Origin of the sequence: Leifsonia sp. Root112D2 (assembly GCF_001424905.1) — a bacterium.
Classification (GTDB): Bacteria; Actinomycetota; Actinomycetes; order Actinomycetales; family Microbacteriaceae; genus Root112D2.
The window spans coordinates 2940175-2957399 of the sequence record NZ_LMCU01000001.1; the positions used below are offsets into that span (position 1 = coordinate 2940175).

General features: G+C 65.6%; 16 protein-coding genes. 3 read left to right on the forward strand and 13 right to left on the reverse strand.

From position 1 onward, the window contains the following. The first annotated feature begins 2 nt into the window (after positions 1–2). Entirely contained in the window at positions 3–923 is a 921-nt protein-coding gene (locus tag ASC63_RS13785) for a ribonuclease HI family protein (RefSeq protein ID WP_055814470.1), read from the forward strand. Between the two features lie 24 nt (positions 924–947). Here the strand turns inward: ASC63_RS13785 and ASC63_RS13790 are convergent, their stop codons facing one another. Genes ASC63_RS13790 through hisD form a run of 3 tightly spaced genes read right to left on the reverse strand, consistent with a single transcriptional unit; the run spans position 948 to position 3829 of the window. Continuing rightward, entirely contained in the window at positions 948–1985 is a 1038-nt protein-coding gene (locus tag ASC63_RS13790; RefSeq protein WP_055814473.1) for a quinone-dependent dihydroorotate dehydrogenase, read from the reverse strand. Between the two features lie 32 nt (positions 1986–2017). Then, positions 2018–2491 (reverse strand): transcriptional regulator NrdR, encoded by a 474-nt coding sequence (nrdR, locus tag ASC63_RS13795; protein WP_055814476.1) that lies wholly within the window; start codon positions 2489–2491, stop codon positions 2018–2020. Positions 2492–2503: 12 nt separating this feature from the next. Beyond that, positions 2504–3829 carry a histidinol dehydrogenase gene (hisD, locus tag ASC63_RS13800; RefSeq protein WP_055814479.1) on the reverse strand — a complete coding sequence of 442 codons (1326 nt, stop codon included), beginning with the start codon at positions 3827–3829 and terminating at the stop codon, positions 2504–2506. 112 nt (positions 3830–3941) lie between these two features. Between hisD and ASC63_RS13805 the strand changes: the two genes are divergently transcribed. Beyond that, positions 3942–4484, forward strand: a complete 543-nt coding sequence (locus tag ASC63_RS13805; protein WP_055814482.1) for a flavin reductase family protein — start codon at positions 3942–3944, stop codon at positions 4482–4484. 9 nt (positions 4485–4493) lie between these two features. Here the strand turns inward: ASC63_RS13805 and dnaE are convergent, their stop codons facing one another. The 10 genes from dnaE to murC form a co-directional block, all read right to left on the reverse strand. After that, positions 4494–7961 carry a DNA polymerase III subunit alpha gene (gene dnaE, locus ASC63_RS13810; RefSeq protein ID WP_055815594.1) on the reverse strand — a complete coding sequence of 1156 codons (3468 nt, stop codon included), beginning with the start codon at positions 7959–7961 and terminating at the stop codon, positions 4494–4496. Positions 7962–8068: 107 nt separating this feature from the next. Continuing rightward, positions 8069–8989, reverse strand: coding sequence for an RluA family pseudouridine synthase (locus tag ASC63_RS13815; RefSeq protein ID WP_055814485.1), 921 nt, complete (start codon positions 8987–8989; stop codon positions 8069–8071). 4 nt (positions 8990–8993) lie between these two features. Continuing rightward, positions 8994–9554 (reverse strand): signal peptidase II, encoded by a 561-nt coding sequence (gene lspA / locus ASC63_RS13820; RefSeq protein WP_235492254.1) that lies wholly within the window; start codon positions 9552–9554, stop codon positions 8994–8996. 58 nt (positions 9555–9612) lie between these two features. Next, positions 9613–10461, reverse strand: a complete 849-nt coding sequence (locus ASC63_RS13825; protein WP_055814488.1) for a DivIVA domain-containing protein — start codon at positions 10459–10461, stop codon at positions 9613–9615. A 116-nt stretch (positions 10462–10577) separates the two neighbouring features. Then, the gene (locus tag ASC63_RS13830) at positions 10578–10883 is read right to left on the reverse strand and encodes a YggT family protein (protein ID WP_055814491.1); all 306 of its coding nucleotides are present in this window, start codon (positions 10881–10883) and stop codon (positions 10578–10580) included. 75 nt (positions 10884–10958) lie between these two features. Beyond that, on the reverse strand, positions 10959–11438 hold the full coding sequence (locus tag ASC63_RS13835; protein ID WP_055815597.1) for a cell division protein SepF: 480 nt from the start codon (positions 11436–11438) through the stop codon (positions 10959–10961). Between the two features lie 70 nt (positions 11439–11508). Further along, a complete protein-coding gene (locus ASC63_RS13840) occupies positions 11509–12246 on the reverse strand; it encodes a YggS family pyridoxal phosphate-dependent enzyme (RefSeq protein ID WP_055814494.1) in 738 nt (245 codons plus the stop codon). Continuing rightward, the gene (ftsZ, locus tag ASC63_RS13845; RefSeq protein WP_055814497.1) at positions 12209–13396 is read right to left on the reverse strand and encodes a cell division protein FtsZ; all 1188 of its coding nucleotides are present in this window, start codon (positions 13394–13396) and stop codon (positions 12209–12211) included. The genes ASC63_RS13840 and ftsZ overlap by 38 nt, the downstream gene beginning before the upstream one ends. 137 nt (positions 13397–13533) lie before the next feature. Beyond that, the gene (locus tag ASC63_RS13850) at positions 13534–14568 is read right to left on the reverse strand and encodes an FtsQ-type POTRA domain-containing protein (RefSeq protein WP_235492259.1); all 1035 of its coding nucleotides are present in this window, start codon (positions 14566–14568) and stop codon (positions 13534–13536) included. Positions 14569–14575: 7 nt separating this feature from the next. Beyond that, positions 14576–15985, reverse strand: coding sequence for a UDP-N-acetylmuramate--L-alanine ligase (gene murC, locus ASC63_RS13855; RefSeq protein ID WP_055814500.1), 1410 nt, complete (start codon positions 15983–15985; stop codon positions 14576–14578). A gap of 273 nt (positions 15986–16258) precedes the next feature. On the opposite strand from murC, the gene ASC63_RS13860 reads away from it, so the two are divergent. Then, the coding region (locus ASC63_RS13860; RefSeq protein ID WP_082487829.1) for an IS481 family transposase at positions 16259–17225 on the forward strand (967 nt) is incomplete at its 3' end.

Genomic DNA, 17225 nt, shown 5'->3' on the forward strand with positions numbered 1-17225 from the left:
GTATGACGATCATCGCCGCCGCGGACGGCTCCGCCCTGGGCAACCCCGGCCCGGCGGGCTGGGCCTGGTATGTCAACGACGAGTGCTGGGCGGCCGGCGGCTGGCCGCGGGGAACCAACAACCAGGGCGAGCTGATGGCCGTGATAGACCTCTTCGAGGCCACGGCCCACGTGCCCGGCGAAGACCTGCGGGTCTTGTGCGACAGCCAGTATGTGATCAATGCCGTCACCAAGTGGATGCCGGGCTGGAAGCGCAAGGGCTGGCGCAAGGCCGACGGCTCCCCCGTGCTCAACCTCGATCTGCTCAAGCGGCTCGACGCGGCCATCGTCGGGCGTCGCTTCACCTTCGAGTGGGTCAAGGGGCACGCCGGGCACGAGCTGAACGAGGCAGCGGACGAACGGGCGCGCGGTGCCGCGACGGCCTATCAGAACCGCACGAGTGTGCCGACCGGGCCCGGGTGGCCGGGAGGTGCTGTGCGCAAGCCGAGCGCAGCCGCAGTGGTTCCGGCACCGGTGACGCCGGCATCCGCTCTCGAGCTCGATATCTTCGCCGACAGCGATCGCCCTGCTGGCGCTCCCGAAATCTCGGGGCCGGATACTGTCTTAGCCCTTGAGCGTCGCCTGCACGGCTCGACAACTCAGGCGGATGCCGCCTCCGTCGCCGCGTTGCTGCACCCCGAATTCGAAGAATTCGACTCCGCGGGCCGTGTACGCGACCGCGACGCCGTCATCCGCACGCTCACCGAGACGCCCGAGCAGGATGCGACGCTCGAGCCTCGCACCGTCGACGCCCTCGGAGACGACACGGTCTTCCTGAGCTATCGCCGCGCATCGTCGCAGGGTGCCAGCCTTCACAGCTCACTCTGGCAGCGCGTCGACGGCGCCTGGCTGTTGCGCTTCCATCAGGGCTCACGCGAGTCCTGATGGTCCGGAGCTCTTCAGGAAGCGTCAGACCGCGTCGCGCCGCAGCTTCTCGAGACCGCGATTGATCTCGCGTGCCCACAGCGGCCCCCGATAGAGGAACGCCGTGTAGCCCTGCACGAGTGTTGCTCCGGCATCCAGCCGCTCGGCGACATCCGCAGCCGTCTCAACGCCTCCAACGGAGATCACGCAGAGATCTTCGGGCACGACCGAACGAATGAGACGCAGCACGTCAAGCGAGCGGCGTGCCAGCGGCGCACCGGAGAGCCCCCCGGCCCCTGCCGCCGTCACCACGCTCGGATCGGAGACGAGCCCCTCGCGAGAGAGTGTGGTGTTCGTGGCGATGATGCCGTCGAGGCCGAGCCGCACGACGAGCTCCGCGATGCGCGCCAGCTGGTCGTCGGTGAGGTCTGGGGCGATCTTCACGAGTAGCGGAACCGTGCCCGCAACCTCCTTGACCGCCGTCAGGAGTGGCGCAAGCATGTCCAGCTCCTGCAGGCCGCGCAACCCCGGCGTGTTCGGTGAGCTCACGTTGACCACGAGGTAGTCGGCGACCTGCGCGACGGCTGCGGCGCTCTTCAGGTAGTCGGCCGTGGCATCCTCGACCGCCACGACACGGCTCTTGCCGATGTTCATGCCGAGAACCGGGCGTTGCCGACGGGCGGTGATACCACTCAGCCGACGGGCGGCCGACTCGGCACCCGCGTTGTTGAAGCCCATGCGGTTGATGACCGCGCGATCCGGGATGAGCCGGAACAACCGCGGTCGGTCATTGCCCGGCTGGGGTAGAGCCGTCACCGTGCCCACCTCGACATGACCGAAGCCCAGCTGGCTGAGGCCCAGCACGGCCTTGCCGTCCTTATCGAACCCGGCAGCAACGCCGAAGGGCGAGTCGAAGGTGAGCCCCAGCGTGTGTACCGAGAGGTCGATGCGCGGGCGCGTGAACCGTCGCACGAGACGGCCGATGCCCAGCACCGGCAGTGCACGAATGACGAGAAACGCCAGATGATGGGCGCGCTCGGTATCGAGTCGCGACAGGACCAGGGAGAAAAGGAGTCGATACATGCCTGTGCAAGCGTAGCGGTGCGGCGACGCGCCTACGCCTCGTCACCGAGCGACGCGGAGTGGTGTTCCACCCGCAACTGCCCGATGGCGGACTCGAAATCGTCGAGCGAATTGAACGCCTGGTAGACGCTCGCGAAGCGCAAATAGGCCACCTCATCGAGTTCGCGCAACGGCGGCAGAATGGCCAGGCCGATGTCGTTCGCCTCGATCTGGGATGTGCCGGTGGCCCGAATGGTCTCCTCCACCTTCTGCGCAAGCACCGCGAGGTCGGTGTCGGTCACCGGGCGACCCTGGCACGCCTTGCGCACGCCGCTGACGATCTTCTCGCGGCTGAACGGTTCTGCCACGCCGCTGCGTTTGATCACACTCAGGCTGGCCGTCTCCGTTGTGCTGAAGCGCCTGCCGCATTCGGGGCACTGGCGACGTCGACGAATGGACAGGCCGTCATCGCTCGTGCGCGAGTCGATGACACGGGAATCGGGGTGGCGACAGAACGGACAGAACATGGTGCGTTCAGACTAACCGACGGGCGGCTTCTCGTCGGCAAAGCGGGCGGTCACGGCTTCGCCGTGCGCGGGCAGGTCTTCGGCACCGGACAGCGCCACGACGTGATCGGCAACGGATGCCAGCGCCTGCCGATCGTAACGGATCACCTGCTGCGGGCGCAGGAACGAATACGCACCAAGTCCCGACGAGAACCGTGCCTGTCCCCCCGTGGGCAGCACATGGTTGGAGCCGGCCAGGTAGTCTCCCAGGCTCACGGGCGAATGCGGGCCGAGGAAGATGGCGCCGGCGTTCTCGATCAATTCGAGCACAGCATCCGGATCCGCACTCTGGATCTCGAGGTGCTCAGGGCCGTAGGCGTTGCTGAACGCGGCAGCGCATGCCAGATCGTCAACGATGGCGATGGCGGATTGCGGGCCGCCGAGCGCGGTTGCCACACGCGCGGCGTGTGCGGTGGCGTGCATGTGATCTGCGAGTTGCGCGCGCACCCGGTCGGCGAGCTCAACCGAGTCCGTCACCAAAACGGCACCGGCCGCCTCATCGTGTTCGGCCTGGCTGATGAGGTCTGCCGCCAGCAGGTGAGCATCGGCTGAGGCATCCGCAATGATCAGTATCTCGGTGGGGCCGGCCTCCGAGTCGATGCCGACGATGCCGCGCACGAGTCGCTTGGCCGCCGCGACGAAGATGTTGCCCGGTCCCGTGATCACCTGTACCGGGTCGAGGCCGATGTCGTCGACGCCCCAGGCAAGCGCGCCGATAGCACCCGCGCCACCCATGGCGTAGACCTCGTCGATGCCGAGAAGCCCGGCAGCGCCGAGGATCGTCGGGTGCACGGCGCCACCAAATGCCTTTTGGGGCGGACTGGCGAGGGCGATCGAGGCGACGCCGGCGATCTGGGCGGGCACGGCGTTCATCACAACGCTGGATGCGAGGGGCGCCTTGCCGCCAGGCACATACAGGCCGGCGCGCTCAACGGGCTGCCATCGCTGCTCGATGCGTGCGCCAGGACCGATCTGGGTGGTGGTGGCCACCGGCAGCTGCGCACGCGTCGCCGCCTGCACCCTCGCGATGGATTCCTCAAGAGCCGCCCGCACCGCATGGGGAAGTTCGGCCGCGGCGCGAGCGATATCGGCGGAGCGCACTCGGATGGAGTCAGGACGCACACCATCGAATCGTTCGGCCTGGTCACGCAGCGCGCTGCTGCCGGCATTCCGCACCGCATCGACTAATTCCGCAGCCGCTGCTGTGGCAGCCGATACGTCAACAGCCGCGCGTGGAAGAAGGCGCAGATATTCGGCTCGGCTAGGCTGGATTCCCCGGAGATCAATCGTCTGCATCATGGCCCATCAAGCATATCCGCTCGTTTATCAAGCGTTTTTTGCTGGCACACCACGACCCGGTCAATGGCCAGCCGCGGGAATAGCCGCAGGATCCTGGGAGATTGACACAGTTATGAGCACAGCACCTCCCCCCGCTGATGCGCCGCAGGGCACACCGGATTCTCCCGCGACTCCGAGCGACCTGGCCGCATTCAAGAACGCATTTCGGCGGCACGCCGCAGGGGTGGCGGTGATCACGGCGTTACGGGCCGACGGCACACCCGTCGGCTTCACCGCGACCTCGCTCGCCTCGCTCTCGGCCGTTCCCCCACTGGCGACCTTCAACATGGCGATGTCGGCCAGCTCCTGGCCTGCCATAGCCGAGACCGATCGCGTGGTCATCCACACCCTCGGGGTGCGCAATCGACCGGCGGCCGAGATCATGGCGGGAGACAACGCCATACGCTTCGTGGGCGACCACTGGTACCGCGGCCCACATGGGCTTCCTGTGCTCAGGGATGTCACGGCATGGATGAGCGGACGCATCGTCGAGCGCGTGCAGGTGCACAACAACGCGGTCGTCGTGGTGCAGATCGAGGAGGGCGGCCTCGGAGAACGTGACGATGCGCTGCTCTACCACGAGCGCACCTACCTCAAGCCGGGCGAGCGGGCATAGCGCGGCGGCTCAGGCCAGGCATCCGGGCCCGAGGAGGCCCTTGAGTTCGCCGTAGAGATCGGCCGTCACCGAGACGGGGTATGGCAGTTCGAACATGCGCGCCACCCCGCCCTTGAGCAGCCGCAACCGCACCTCATTCTCGCCGACGTGCCGAATCAGCACATCGCCGAGCGCCTTCACCGTGTCGGTGGTTGCCCGCTGGTCTGCCAGAGTGATCACGAGAGGTCCCGAGCCGAGGCTCTGCCCCACGTCCGGCGTGAACAGGCTGTATGCGTGCAGGTTCATGCCGTCGTCGCGCATGCTCACGCGGCCGCGCACGACGACGATGCTGTCGGCGATCATGGCCGGCGCGAACTCCTGGTACGCCTTGCCCATGAACATCACCGTCATCTCGCCGCCGAAGTCCTCGACCTGGATCATGCCGTACTGGTTGCCGGAGTTCTTCGCGACGCGATGCTGCACCGTCGTCACCAGGCCCGCAATCGTCACGGTCTCGCCATCCTGAATCGACTCGGATGCCATCAGATCGGCGATGGTGACGCTCGCGTGTTTCGCGAGCTGCAACTCGAGCCCGGCCAGAGGATGATCCGAGACGTACAGGCCGAGCATCTCGCGCTCGAAGGCCAGCTTGTCCTTCTTCGACCACTCGGGGCGCACGGGAACCTGCTGGATGGATTCCGGCTCGTCCCACAGGCTGTCGAAATCGAAGCCGACCTGGCCGTTGGCTTCCGCGCGCTTCTGGCTGGCCGCGGCATCGACGGCATCCTCGTGAATTTCGATGAGTGCACGCCTGGTGTCGCCGAGCGAGTCGAAGGCGCCGGCCTTGATCAGGGATTCGGTGGTTCGCTTGTTCGCAACAGACAACGGAACCTTAGCCAGGTAGTCATGGAACGATTCGAAGCGCCCCTTCTCCTCGCGAGCCGCGCGAATGCCGTCGACGACGTTCATACCCACGTTGCGCACGGCTCCCATACCGAAGCGGATGTCCTCTCCCACGGCGGCGAAGAAACCGATGGATTCGTTCACATCGGGCGGCAGCACCTTCATGCCCATGCGCCGGCACTCGTTGAGGTACACGGCCATCTTGTCTTTGGAATCGCCGACGCTCGTGAGCAGGGCGGCCATGTACTCGGCCGGGTAGTGAGCCTTGAGATAGGCGGTCCAATACGAGATCACGCCGTACGCTGCCGAGTGCGCCTTGTTGAAGGCATAGTCGGAGAATGGCAGCAGGATGCTCCACAGCATGTCGATGGCGGCCTTGGAATAGCCGTTGGCCTTCATGCCGTCTGAGTAGCCGGCGAACTGTTTGTCCAGCTCCGATTTCTTCTTCTTGCCCATCGCGCGCCGCAGAATGTCGGCCTGGCCGAGCGAGAATCCCGCCACCTTCTGTGCGATGGCCATCACCTGCTCCTGGTAGATGATGAGGCCGTAGCTGGTGGAGAGAATCTCGGCCAGCGGCTCCTCGAGCTCCGGATGGATCGGGGTGATCTCCTGCAGGCCGTTCTTGCGCAGCGCGTAGTTCGTGTGCGAGTTCGCCCCCATGGGCCCGGGCCGATACAGCGCGATGAGCGCCGAGATGTCCTCGAAGTTGTCCGGTTTCATCAGGCGCAGCAGGGAGCGCATCGGCCCGCCGTCGAGCTGGAAGACGCCAAGTGTGTCACCGCGCGACAGCAGGTCGTATGCGGGCCTGTCGTCAAGCTCGAGATCTTCGAGCACCGGTCGGATGCCGCGGTTCGATTCGATGTTGTCGAGCGCGTCGTTGATGATCGTGAGGTTACGCAGCCCCAGGAAGTCCATCTTGATCAGCCCGAGCGCCTCGGATGCCGGGTAGTCGAACTGGGTGACGATCTGGCCGTCCTGCTCCCGCTTCATGATCGGGATGATGTCGATCAGCGGATCGCTCGACATGATCACGCCCGCCGCGTGCACGCCCCACTGGCGCTTGAGGTTCTCGATGCCGAGCGCGGTGTCGAACACCGTTCTAGCTTCGGGGTCGCTCTCCACCACGGCGCGGATGTCGACGGCCTCCTTGTAGCGCGGGTGCTCCTTGTCGAAGATTCCGGTGAGCGGGATGTCCTTGCCCATCACGGGTGGCGGCATCGCCTTGGTGAGCTTCTCCCCCATGCCGAAGGGAAAGCCGAGCACGCGCGAGGAGTCCTTCAGCGCCTGCTTGGCCTTGATGGTGCCGTACGTCACGATCTGCGCGACGCGCTCCTCGCCATATTTCTCGGTGACGTAGTGAATCACTTCGCCGCGGCGCCGGTCGTCGAAATCGACGTCAAAGTCGGGCATCGAGACCCGGTCGGGGTTGAGAAAGCGCTCGAAGATCAGCCCATGCTGCAGCGGATCGAGGTCGGTGATGCCCATCGCGTATGCCGCCATCGAGCCTGCGCCTGATCCGCGCCCCGGTCCGACCCTGATGCCGTTGCGCTTCGACCAGTTGATGAAGTCGGCGACCACAAGAAAGTAACCGGGAAAGCCCATCTGGGCGATGATCCCCATCTCGTAGTCCGCCCGGGCACGCACCTCATCAGAGAACCCGTTCGGGTAGCGCTGTTTCAGCCCGGTCTCGACCTCCTTGATGAACCAGCTCTCCTCGGTCTCGCCCTCGGGCACGGGAAAGCGCGGCATGTAGTTGGCGCTGGTGTTGAACTTCGTATCGCACCGCTCGGCTATCAGCAGGGTGTTGTCGCACGCCTCGGGGTGGTCACGAAAGATCTCGCGCATCTGCTTCGCCGACTTGAGGTAGAACTCATTCGAGTCGAACTTGAAACGATTGGGGTCATCGAGCGTCGAGCCGGACTGCACGCAGAGCAGGGCGGCGTGACTGGTGGCATCGTGGGCGTGCGTGTAGTGCAGGTCGTTCGTGGCCAGCAGCTTGAGGTCGAGTTCCTTGGCGAGCCTGAGCAAATCGGTCATCGTACGACGTTCCACGTCGATGCCGTGGTCCATGATCTCGCAGAAGAAGTTCTCGGCGCCGAAGATGTCCCGCAGCTCGGCTGCGGCCTTCTTGGCCTCGTCGTACTGGCCGAGCCGAAGCCGCGTCTGAATCTCGCCGCCCGCGCATCCGGTGGTGCCTATGACGCCCTTCGAGTATGTCGAGAGCAGTTCCCTGTCCATGCGTGGCTTGAAGTAATAGCCTTCGATCGAGGCCCGCGACGACATGCGGAACAGGTTGTGCATGCCCTCCGTCGACTCCGAGAGCAGCGTCATGTGCGTGTACGCGCCGCTGCCGCCGACGTCGTCGCGATTCTGCGCGCCGCTGCCCCACCTGACGCGGGTCTTATCGGTGCGGTGCGTTCCCGGCGTGATGTAGGCCTCGACGCCGATGATCGGTTTGATGCCCGCGGCCGTTGCCGTGTTCCAGAAGTCGAAGGCGCCGAACATGTTGCCGTGGTCAGTGACGGCCACGGCCGGCATGCCCTGCTCGACCGCGGCGTCGATCAGCGGTTTCACCCGAGCCGCACCATCGAGCATTGAATACTCGCTGTGAACGTGCAGGTGAACGAACGAATCGTCGCTGGCAGACACTGATCTTCTCGTCTCTCATGCTTGCGTCTCAAATGCTCGGGCTGTGCTCAAGCCTAATTCTCGCCGAGGACATCCAGTGCGTGTTGGAGGTCGCTCGGATAGTCGGTGGTGAAGGCCACCCAATCCCCCGTCGCCGGATGCCGGAAGCCGAGCTGCACCGCGTGCAGCCATTGCCGCTCGAGGCCGAGCCTGGCCGACAGGGTGGGGTCGGCTCCGTACATGGAATCACCGACACACGGATGCCGCTGGGCCGCCATATGCACCCGAATCTGGTGCGTGCGCCCCGTCTCGAGGTGGATCTCAAGAAGGCTTGCCGCTCGAAAGGCCTCCATGGTCTCGTAGTGGGTCACCGACGGCTTGCCATCGGCGATGACCGCGAACTTCCAATCCGATTTCGGATGTCGCCCGAGCGGCGCGTCTATCGTGCCGGCCAGCGGGTCCGGGTGTCCCTGCACAACGGCGTGATAGATCTTCTCCACCTCGCGATCGTGAAACGCGCGTTTGAGCGCCGTGTAGGCGTGCTCGGACTTCGCCACAACCATAAGTCCGCTCGTTCCCGCGTCGAGCCGGTGCACGACGCCGGCGCGTTCGGCCGCGCCCGAGGTGGAAATGCGGTAGCCGGCGGCCTGCAGCGCGCCGACCACGGTCGGCCCGTCCCAGCCCACCGAGGGATGCGCCGCGACGCCCGCCGGCTTATTCACGACAACGATGTCGTCGTCGTCATGCACTATTGCCAGGTCGGGCACGGGAATCGGCACTATCGTCAGCGCCTGCCGGGGGTGCCAGCTCACCTCCAGCCAGCCGCCGGAGCTCAGGCGGTCCGACTTGGCTGCCACGGCCCCGTCGAGGCTCACCCCGCCCGCCTCGATGACCTCGGCCGCGAAACTGCGCGAGAAGCCGAGCAGCTTGGCGATGCCCACGTCGACCCGCACGCCCTCGAGCCCGTCGGGCACGGAAAGGCTGCGTGTCTCCACCGGACTATTCCTTCGGTTCGTCGTGCGGTACGGCTTGGTCGTGCGGTTCAGCTTGATTCCGTGGTTCAGCTTCGTCGTGCGGTGCGATCTCATCGTGTTCGGCGGCCGCGTTATCCTCGTGGCCGGTCGTGCGCTTGCCGTCGATGCCCACGCCGCGCAGTGTCAGGATCAGAAACAACGCCATGCTCGACACGATGCCGACATCCGCAATATTGAAGATGGCGGGCAACAAGGGAATCTTGATGAAGTCGACCACGTGTCCGACCCCAAAGCCCGGTGCTCGCAGCATGCGGTCGGTCAGATTGCCCAGCAGTCCGCCGAGCAGAAGCCCGAACAACACCGCCCAGGCAAGCGAGCGGATGCGACGCGCATACCAGATGACGAAGCCGAGAACGCAGGCACCGACGATCGAGAAGATCCAGGTGGATCCGCTGCCGATCGAGAACGCCGCCCCGGAGTTCGTCACGTAGTAGAACTTCAGCAGCTCGCCGAGAACCGGAACCACACGCTCGTACGGCAGGTGTGCCACGACCAGATATTTGGCGATCTGGTCGATCGCGTACACGCACAGCGCGACCGCGACCAGCAGGACGAGCGCTCGTGCGCTGACCTTCGCCCGGGCGCTAGGCTCCAAAACCCTGGAACGTGGGCGGCTGCGGCACGTCGGCGGAGTCCTGGCCGGGCGTCACGGCCGAAACCGGGCCGGATGTCGTCGCCGGAGCGGGCGGGACCTGCTCCGAGAAGCCACCGGCCGCGCCGGCACTCGTCGAACCCGTGCCCGTCGAAGACGAGCCAGCCGAACCCGCTGCGGAGGCGCTGGTGCCGGCGCTCGAGTCCAGATCGCGCAACTGCCCCTCGATGTAGCCACGCAGCTGCTGGCGGTAGTCGCGTTCGAAGGTACGCAGCTCGTCGATGCGGTGCTCCAGCTGCGAACGCTCCGCATCCAGTGCGTTGATCTGCTCACGCTGCTTCGACTCCGCCTCGGCGACGATGCGCGCGGCGGTGGCGTGTCCCTCGGCAACGAGCGAATCGCGCTTCTCGATGCCCTCACGCACGTGTTCTTCATGCAGGCGACGAGCAAGCTGCAGCAGGTTGTTCGTGCTCGACGGGTCATTGCCCGGATCCACAGCCGCCGGGGCCGGGATGCTCGTCGTGGGGGCCGCGGCAGCGACGGGGGCGGCAATCGGCGCGGCCTCGGTCACGGCCTCAGGCTCTTCGGCGGCGGGCTGGGCAGCCTGCTCCGCGGGTGCGGCCTGCTCGACGGGACCCGTCTGGCCGCTGCGCTGCAGTTCTGCGATGCGCGAGTCGTTGCCGACGAGGCGCTGCTTGAGCTCCTCGTTCTCCTGGTTCAGGCGACGCAGTTCAACGACGACCTCGTCAAGAAAGTCGTCGACCTCATCCTGGTCATAGCCCTCGCGGAACTTCGTCGGCTGAAACCGCTTGTTGACTACATCTTCCGGAGTTAGCGCCATGGCTTGCCACCCTTACAGTTCAAATGCGAACGGAACATAACGTTCAGCTAACGCTAGCAAATACGTTCCGCGGGTTCTAACACCCCGCCATCGCGTCGCGTTGGCTGCGAACTAGACTACAGCCCTCTCAGCCCGAGAGTGATGTACAGACACACGATGCAGACCAGCATTGTGAGGCTCCACCCGAAGTCGATGACCACGGGCCCCAGTTTCAGGGGCGGCAGGATGCGCCGGAAGAATTTGATGGGCGGGTCGGTGACCGCATACATCACCTCGGTGAGAACGAGACCGAAACCGTGAGGGCGCCAGGACCGGCTGAAGGTGCGCACGAGGTCGATGACGAAGCGGCCCCACATGAAGAAGAAGAAGAGCAGAAACAGATAATAGAAGATACTCGCGATGATCGAGACAGGTGAATCCACGATGTTAAGTCTGGGCCATGCGCCGCAAGGCGTCGACCACTGACGTGGTCGACGGGGGCAGAGTCACGAGGGCCGCTATCCCTGGGCGAAGAAGGAGGCGTCGGCCTCCGCGTCCTGGCTGGCGTCGCCCGAGACCACAACGTGTGACGGCGACAACAGGAAGACCTTCGAGGTGACGCGCTCGATCTTGCCGTAGAGCCCCTGTGAGAGACCGCTGGCGAAGTCGATGAGTCGACGGGCATCGCCCTCACTCATCTGCGAGAGGTTGATGATGACGGGAACTCCCTCGCGGAAGGACTCGGCGATCACCTGTGCGTCGCGATACTGGCGCGGGTGAACCGTGAGAATCTCATTCATTTCCTGGACCGTCGCATTCCGTGCTTGGCTGTTCTTGCGCAAAGGCGTCACCGGGGCACGACCGGCTGGAGCCGGGGCAGGGTGCGGCACGGGGGTGACGGGCTGCGCGTGCTGGTGCTGGGGCTGCTCGTCCTCGTATTCCAGCTCTTCGTCTGCCAGACCGAGGTAGACCATCGTCTTCTTCAGCGGGTTGGTCATCGTGTCCTCCGTGTTGAAACCCTGCGTCGACGGCTGCGGCATGCAACCATCGATTACTTCTTAGTCGAGATTAACCGGCCACCGGACGATTCCCGGTGATTGCGCTCCCAATTCGTAGGTGTGTCGCTCCCTCGGCAATGGCATCCGCATAGTCGTGCGACATGCCGGCCGAGATCGCCGTGGCACCGGGAACGATCGAAATCAGACGGTCGGATGCGTTGCGCAGCCGGGCAAACGCGCGTCGCGGCTCCTCGCCGAGCGGCGCGATCGCCATCACGCCGAGCAGCTTCAGTGACGGTGCGCCCGCGACTTTCTCCACAAGTGCCGACAAGCCTGCCGGGGCGACACCGCCGCGGGATGGGTCGTCCGTGAGATTCACCTGGAGGAAACAGTCGATCGGTTCGGCGGTGGCAGTGGGATCGGCCAGCGCCGTCACCAGCGCCGCGCGATCGACGGAATGGATGACGTCAGCGTACGCGCGCACCGCGCGCGCCTTCTTGCTCTGCAGCTGGCCGATGAAGTGCCAGCGCAGGCCGAGCCCCGACAACTCGGCGGCCTTGGCCTGCGCCTCCTGGTGACGGCTCTCCCCCATCTCACGCACGCCCAACTGCGCGAGCTCACGGATGAGCGAGACCGGGTGGAACTTGGTGACGACGATGAGAGTGAGTTCTGCAGGGTCACGGGAAGCCGCCCGCGCGGCATCCGTGATTCCTCCCCGAACGGCGGCGAGCCGCTCGGAGAGGTCGGGGACAGCTGCCACGCCGAGATGCTTACTTGAGGAAGTCGGGGATGTCGAGATCGTCGTCATCGTCGAAGGCGGGGTCGCGCGGGGAGCGCGCGCCGACCGGCACCGGCTCCTGGCTGCCCCACGGGCCGCTGGCGTTGGGCAGGTCTTCCTCAGCGAGTGCCGCCGTGTCTTCCAGCGCACTGCCCAGCTCGTCGTCGTCATCGCTCGGCGCGGTGACAAACGCCGCACGACGCTCGGGCGAGGTGGAAGGAATCGAACTCGGCTCGCCGCCGTCGAATCCCGCGGCGATCACCGTGACGCGCACCTCGTCGCCGAGGGTGTCGTCGATGACCGCACCGAAGATGATGTTGGCCTCCGGGTGCACGGCCTCCTGCACGAGGCGGGCCGCATCGTTGATCTCGAAGATGCCCAGGTTGGAACCACCCTGGATGGACAGCAGCACGCCGTGGGCGCCCTCGATGGATGCCTCGAGCAGCGGAGAGGCGACGGCCAGTTCGGATGCCTTGATGGCCCGGTCGGCCCCACGCGAGGAGCCGATGCCCATGAGCGCGGAGCCCGCACCCTGCATGACCGACTTGACGTCGGCGAAGTCGAGGTTGATGAGACCGGGCGTCGTGATGAGGTCGGTGATGCCCTGCACACCGGCGAGCAGAACCTGGTCGGCGGTCGAGAACGCCTCGAGCATGCTGATGCCGCGGTCGCTGATCTCCAGCAGACGATCGTTCGGCACCACGATGAGGGTGTCGACCTCCTCCTTGAGCCGGGTAACGCCCTGCTCGGCCTGCTCGCTGCGACGCTTGCCCTCGAAGCCGAACGGCTTGGTGACGACACCGATCGTCAGCGCGCCGATGGACTTGGCGATGCGGGCCACGACAGGGGCGCCACCGGTACCGGTGCCGCCGCCCTCGCCGGCCGTCACGAACACCATGTCGGCGCCGGCCAGCGCCTCCTCGATCTCCTCGGCGTGGTCCTCGGCGGCACGACGGCCGACCTCCGGATCCGCACCGGCACCGAGACCACGGGTGATCTCGCGCCCCACGTCGAGCTTGACGTCGGCGTCGCTCATGAGCAGCGCCTGGGCATCCGTATTGATGGCGATGAATTCGACTCCGCGCAGGCCGAGTTCGATCATGCGGTTGACGGCGTTCACGCCGCCACCGCCGATACCGACGACCTTGATTACGGCGAGGTAGTTCTGGTTTGATGACACGTCGGGCCTCCGCTGGAAACTCTCAACCTCAAGTCGAGGATTAAAGTTATGCTCAGTATGCATTTCTTGAGTTCGACGTTAGGTGGCCTTGGGGCAGCATGCCGTAAGGGCTCCCGCGTGTTGGAAAAAGAAATCGCTCAGCGGGTCACGGCATTGTGCGGAGACGAGAGATCGTAGGTCTTCGCGTGGGGCGCCTTCACGAGCAGATCCGCCAGCACCGCCGCTTTCAGTGACGACTGATCGGCGCTGCCCCACACCACCGTTGCCCCGTTGGAGAGCAGGGTGAACGACACATTGTCCGCGGTCGTCGCGGTCGCGGTGTTCACCTTCGCGAGCACCGCGGCGGGCAGCGATTGCAGCACACCGGCCACCGCCGTGAAGCCTGCGCTGCCCTCGGCGGGACCGATCAGCGGATACCCGGCAGGGCGATCGGGAAAAGTGGAGATGACGACGCCGGCAGGGTCGACGACGGTGTATTTCGAGCCCGTCTTGAGCACTCCGACGGGCGCGCGTTCAACGATGTGCACCACCAGTGTCGACGGGGGGTGCACCTCGGTGCTGAAGCTGCGGATGAGAGGAAAGGCCGCGAGCTTGGAGGTGATGGCGCCCTGATCGATGAGCGGCAACGGCCGGCCCAGTTGCGAATCCAGAGCCTGCTTCACGGCGGATGCGTTGACCTTGCTCGTGCCCTGCACGTCGATGGTGCGCAGGGCCATCAGCGGGGAGAAGGAGACCAGCAGCACGCCGAGCACGAGTGCGACAAGAACACCGGCGGCACTGAGCCACACAATGCGCCGGTGCCGGGCTCGCCGGGTGAAACGACGCACCTCGCCGCGCTCGAAACGCTTGCGCTCGCGACGGGCACCCCGCAGTCGGGCGCGGGCCGATCGAGCGTCGGCGGGCCTCTCGGTCCGATCCTGTGTTGTTAGGTCCTGTGTTGCCCGATCCTGTGAGTCCGGCAGGGTGACGCCGGGCAGGGGAATCGGGGCGGTGACGGCATCCGGTTCGCCGCGCTGCGGCCCAGCAGAGCGCTCTGCGCTGGGCCCGGCGGTCTCCTCGCGAGGCGCCCGTGGTTCGGTCGGCGGGTCCTGCCGCACCGGCCGTGAGGGCGCGAGAGTGGGTCGCTTCGCTCGCGCAGACGGATCGAATCCCTGGGGCCGCTTCATCGCCATGCCTGGTTTATCCGCGCACTCGGCGCAGCGAATCGAGCAGCTGCGGCACAATGCGGTACACATCGCCACAGCCGAGGGTGATCACGAAATCGCCGTCGCGTGCGATGGCGGCGGTGTGGTCGGCGGCCTGCTGCCAGTCGCTGATGAACTCGACATGCGATTCATCGGCAAAGCGCTCGGAGACGAGCGCGCCTGTCACTCCGGGTTCAGGGTCTTCGCGCGCACCATAGACGTCGAGCACGACGGTCTCGTCGGCATAGCGCTCAAGGGCGTCGGCGAATTCCTGCGCGAAGAGCCGGGTGCGGCTGTAGAGGTGGGGTTGGTGCACCGCGATGATGCGGCCCGAACCCACGACGGTGCGGGCGGCGGCAAGTGCTGCAGCCACCTCGGTGGGGTGGTGTGCATAGTCGTCGTACACGCTCACGCCGCCGACCGTGCCGTGCAGCTCGAATCGCCGTTGCGTTCCCCCGAAGGTTGCGATGGCATCCACGGTGTCCGCCGCATCAAAACCCAGCCCGACGAGCACGGCGAATGCTCCGGCGGCATTGACGGCGTTGTGCAGGCCGGGCACGCGCATCGTGGCCGTGTAGTCGACGCCTCGCCAGGCCAGACTGAAGGACACCGGGCCGTCGGTGACGACCGAGTGCAGACGCACATCGGCGCTCTCGTACTCGCCGAAGGTGATGACGCGCTTGTCGGGCCGTTCCGCCTTCAGCGCCGCGGTGACGCGCACGGCGCCGGCATCATCGCTGGAAACCACGACGAGCTCGCGTGCGGCCGCCGCGAATTCGACGAAAGCGGCCTCGAACTTCTCCAGCGAACCGTAATGATCCAGGTGGTCGGGGTCGACATTGGTGATCAGGGCGACGGCCGTGTCATACAGCAGAAACGAACCGTCGGATTCGTCCGCCTCTACCACGAACAGCTCGCCGTCACCGTGCGCGGCGCTGACGCCCAGCGATTCGATGACGCCGCCGTTGACAAAACTCGGATCCGCACCGAGGGCCTTCAGCGCGGTGACGATCATGCCCGTCGATGTGGTCTTGCCGTGCGCCCCGGCCACGGCGACCAGGCGTTGCCCGGCGATCAGCCAGGCGAGCGCCTGCGAGCGGTGCAGGATCGGCAGGCCCCGCGCTTTCGCGAGCTGGTACTCCGGGTTGTCCTCCCAGAGGGCTCCCGTGACCACGAGCGAATCGGCGTCTGCGAGATTCGCCGCGTCGTGGCCGATGGCGATTTTCGCTCCCAGCGCTCTCAGCGCCTCGATGTTCGACGAGTCGCGCACATCCGAACCCGTCACCCGGTGACCGGCCGCGATGAACAGGCGTGCGATGCCGCTCATGCCCGATCCGCCGATGCCGACGAAGTGCACCGTGCCGAGATCGTCGGGAATGATCGCGGACGGGTCGGGCTTGATCACGGTGCTGGGTTCTTCCTTCTGTCGCAGGCCGCACAAATCGGCCCATCAAGTATGACGCTACGCGCCCTAGATGTTCTTCCCACGGAGGTTGTGTGCGTGGCGTGAGCTAAAAAGGTGAGGACCTCCGGTATCGATTGGGTTACCACACTCAAGTCGACGCCACGGAGGCCNTGTTCTTCCCACGGAGGTTGTGTGCGTGGCGTGAGCTAAAAAGGTGAGGACCTCCGGTATCGATTGGGTTACCACACTCAAGTCGACGCCACGGAGGCCCTCATCTCTCACGTTACCCATCCCAACGCGCCCCTGACCCCGGAAGGGCGCCGCAAACTCGTCGGCCTGGTCATCGAGGACGGCTGGGCGCAGTCACGCGTCGCCGAGCGCCTGCAAGTCTCTCGCGCCACGGTCTCTAAATGGGTGCGCCGCTACCGGGCGACGGGCCTGGCCGGCCTGGACGACCACTCGTCCAAACCGCACAGCTCACCGTCCCAAACGGACAAGCGCACGGAGCATCGCATCATCGCGCTGCGCTTTAGTCGGCGATGGGGACCGCACCGCATCGGCTACCACCTGCGCCTGCCCCAGTCGACGGTGTCGAAGGTGTTGAACCGGTATCGCATGCCGCTGCTGGGCCACGTGGATCTGAACACCGGCCTGCCGGTCCGCAAACCCAAACCGGTCCGTTACGAACGGGAGAATCCGGGCGATCTGGTGCACATCGATGTGAAGAAACTCGGCCGGATTCCCAACGGTGGTGGGCACCGCACCCTCGGCCGACAGGCCGGGAAGAAGAACCGCTCCGGAGTCGGTCATTCCTTCCTGCACTCCGCGATCGATGACCGCTCCCGGCTCGTTTACTCGGAGATCCTCACCAACGAGAAGAAAGAAACCGCCGCCGGCTTCTGGGAGCGGGCCAACGCGTTCTACGCCTCCCATGGCATCACCGTGCTGCGGGTCATGACCGACAACGGTTCCTGCTACCGGTCCCGGTTCTTCAACGACGCCCTCGGGCAGGTCAAGCACAAGTTCACCCGGCCCTACCGGCCCCAGACCAACGGGAAGATCGAACGCTTCCACCGCACCCTCACCGCGGAATGGGCATACGCCCGCCACTACAGCTCAGATACCGCTCGCGCTGCCACCTACCAGGACTGGATCCACAGCTACAATCACCACAGACCCCATACCGGCATCGGCGGCAAATCACCCATCGACCGCGTTCACAACGTCAATGGGAAGAACA

Bases quoted from the DNA above. Each gene is read 5' to 3' on its own strand.
- dnaE (WP_055815594.1), bottom strand. From the start codon at position 7,961: ATGCTCGATGGTGCGGCTCGGGTGAAACCGCTGATCGACGCCGCGGTC.
- nrdR (WP_055814476.1), bottom strand. From the start codon at position 2,491: ATGTTCTGTCCGTTCTGTCGCCACCCCGATTCCCGTGTCATCGACTCG.
- ASC63_RS13785 (WP_055814470.1), top strand. From the start codon at position 3: ATGACGATCATCGCCGCCGCGGACGGCTCCGCCCTGGGCAACCCCGGC.
- ASC63_RS13790 (WP_055814473.1), bottom strand. From the start codon at position 1,985: ATGTATCGACTCCTTTTCTCCCTGGTCCTGTCGCGACTCGATACCGAG.
- ASC63_RS13840 (WP_055814494.1), bottom strand. From the start codon at position 12,246: ATGACGACGATCTCGACATCCCCGACTTCCTCAAGTAAGCATCTCGGC.
- ASC63_RS13835 (WP_055815597.1), bottom strand. From the start codon at position 11,438: ATGACCAACCCGCTGAAGAAGACGATGGTCTACCTCGGTCTGGCAGAC.
- ASC63_RS13805 (WP_055814482.1), top strand. From the start codon at position 3,942: ATGAGCACAGCACCTCCCCCCGCTGATGCGCCGCAGGGCACACCGGAT.
- hisD (WP_055814479.1), bottom strand. From the start codon at position 3,829: ATGATGCAGACGATTGATCTCCGGGGAATCCAGCCTAGCCGAGCCGAA.
- ASC63_RS13825 (WP_055814488.1), bottom strand. From the start codon at position 10,461: ATGGCGCTAACTCCGGAAGATGTAGTCAACAAGCGGTTTCAGCCGACG.
- ASC63_RS13850 (WP_235492259.1), bottom strand. From the start codon at position 14,568: ATGGCGATGAAGCGGCCCCAGGGATTCGATCCGTCTGCGCGAGCGAAG.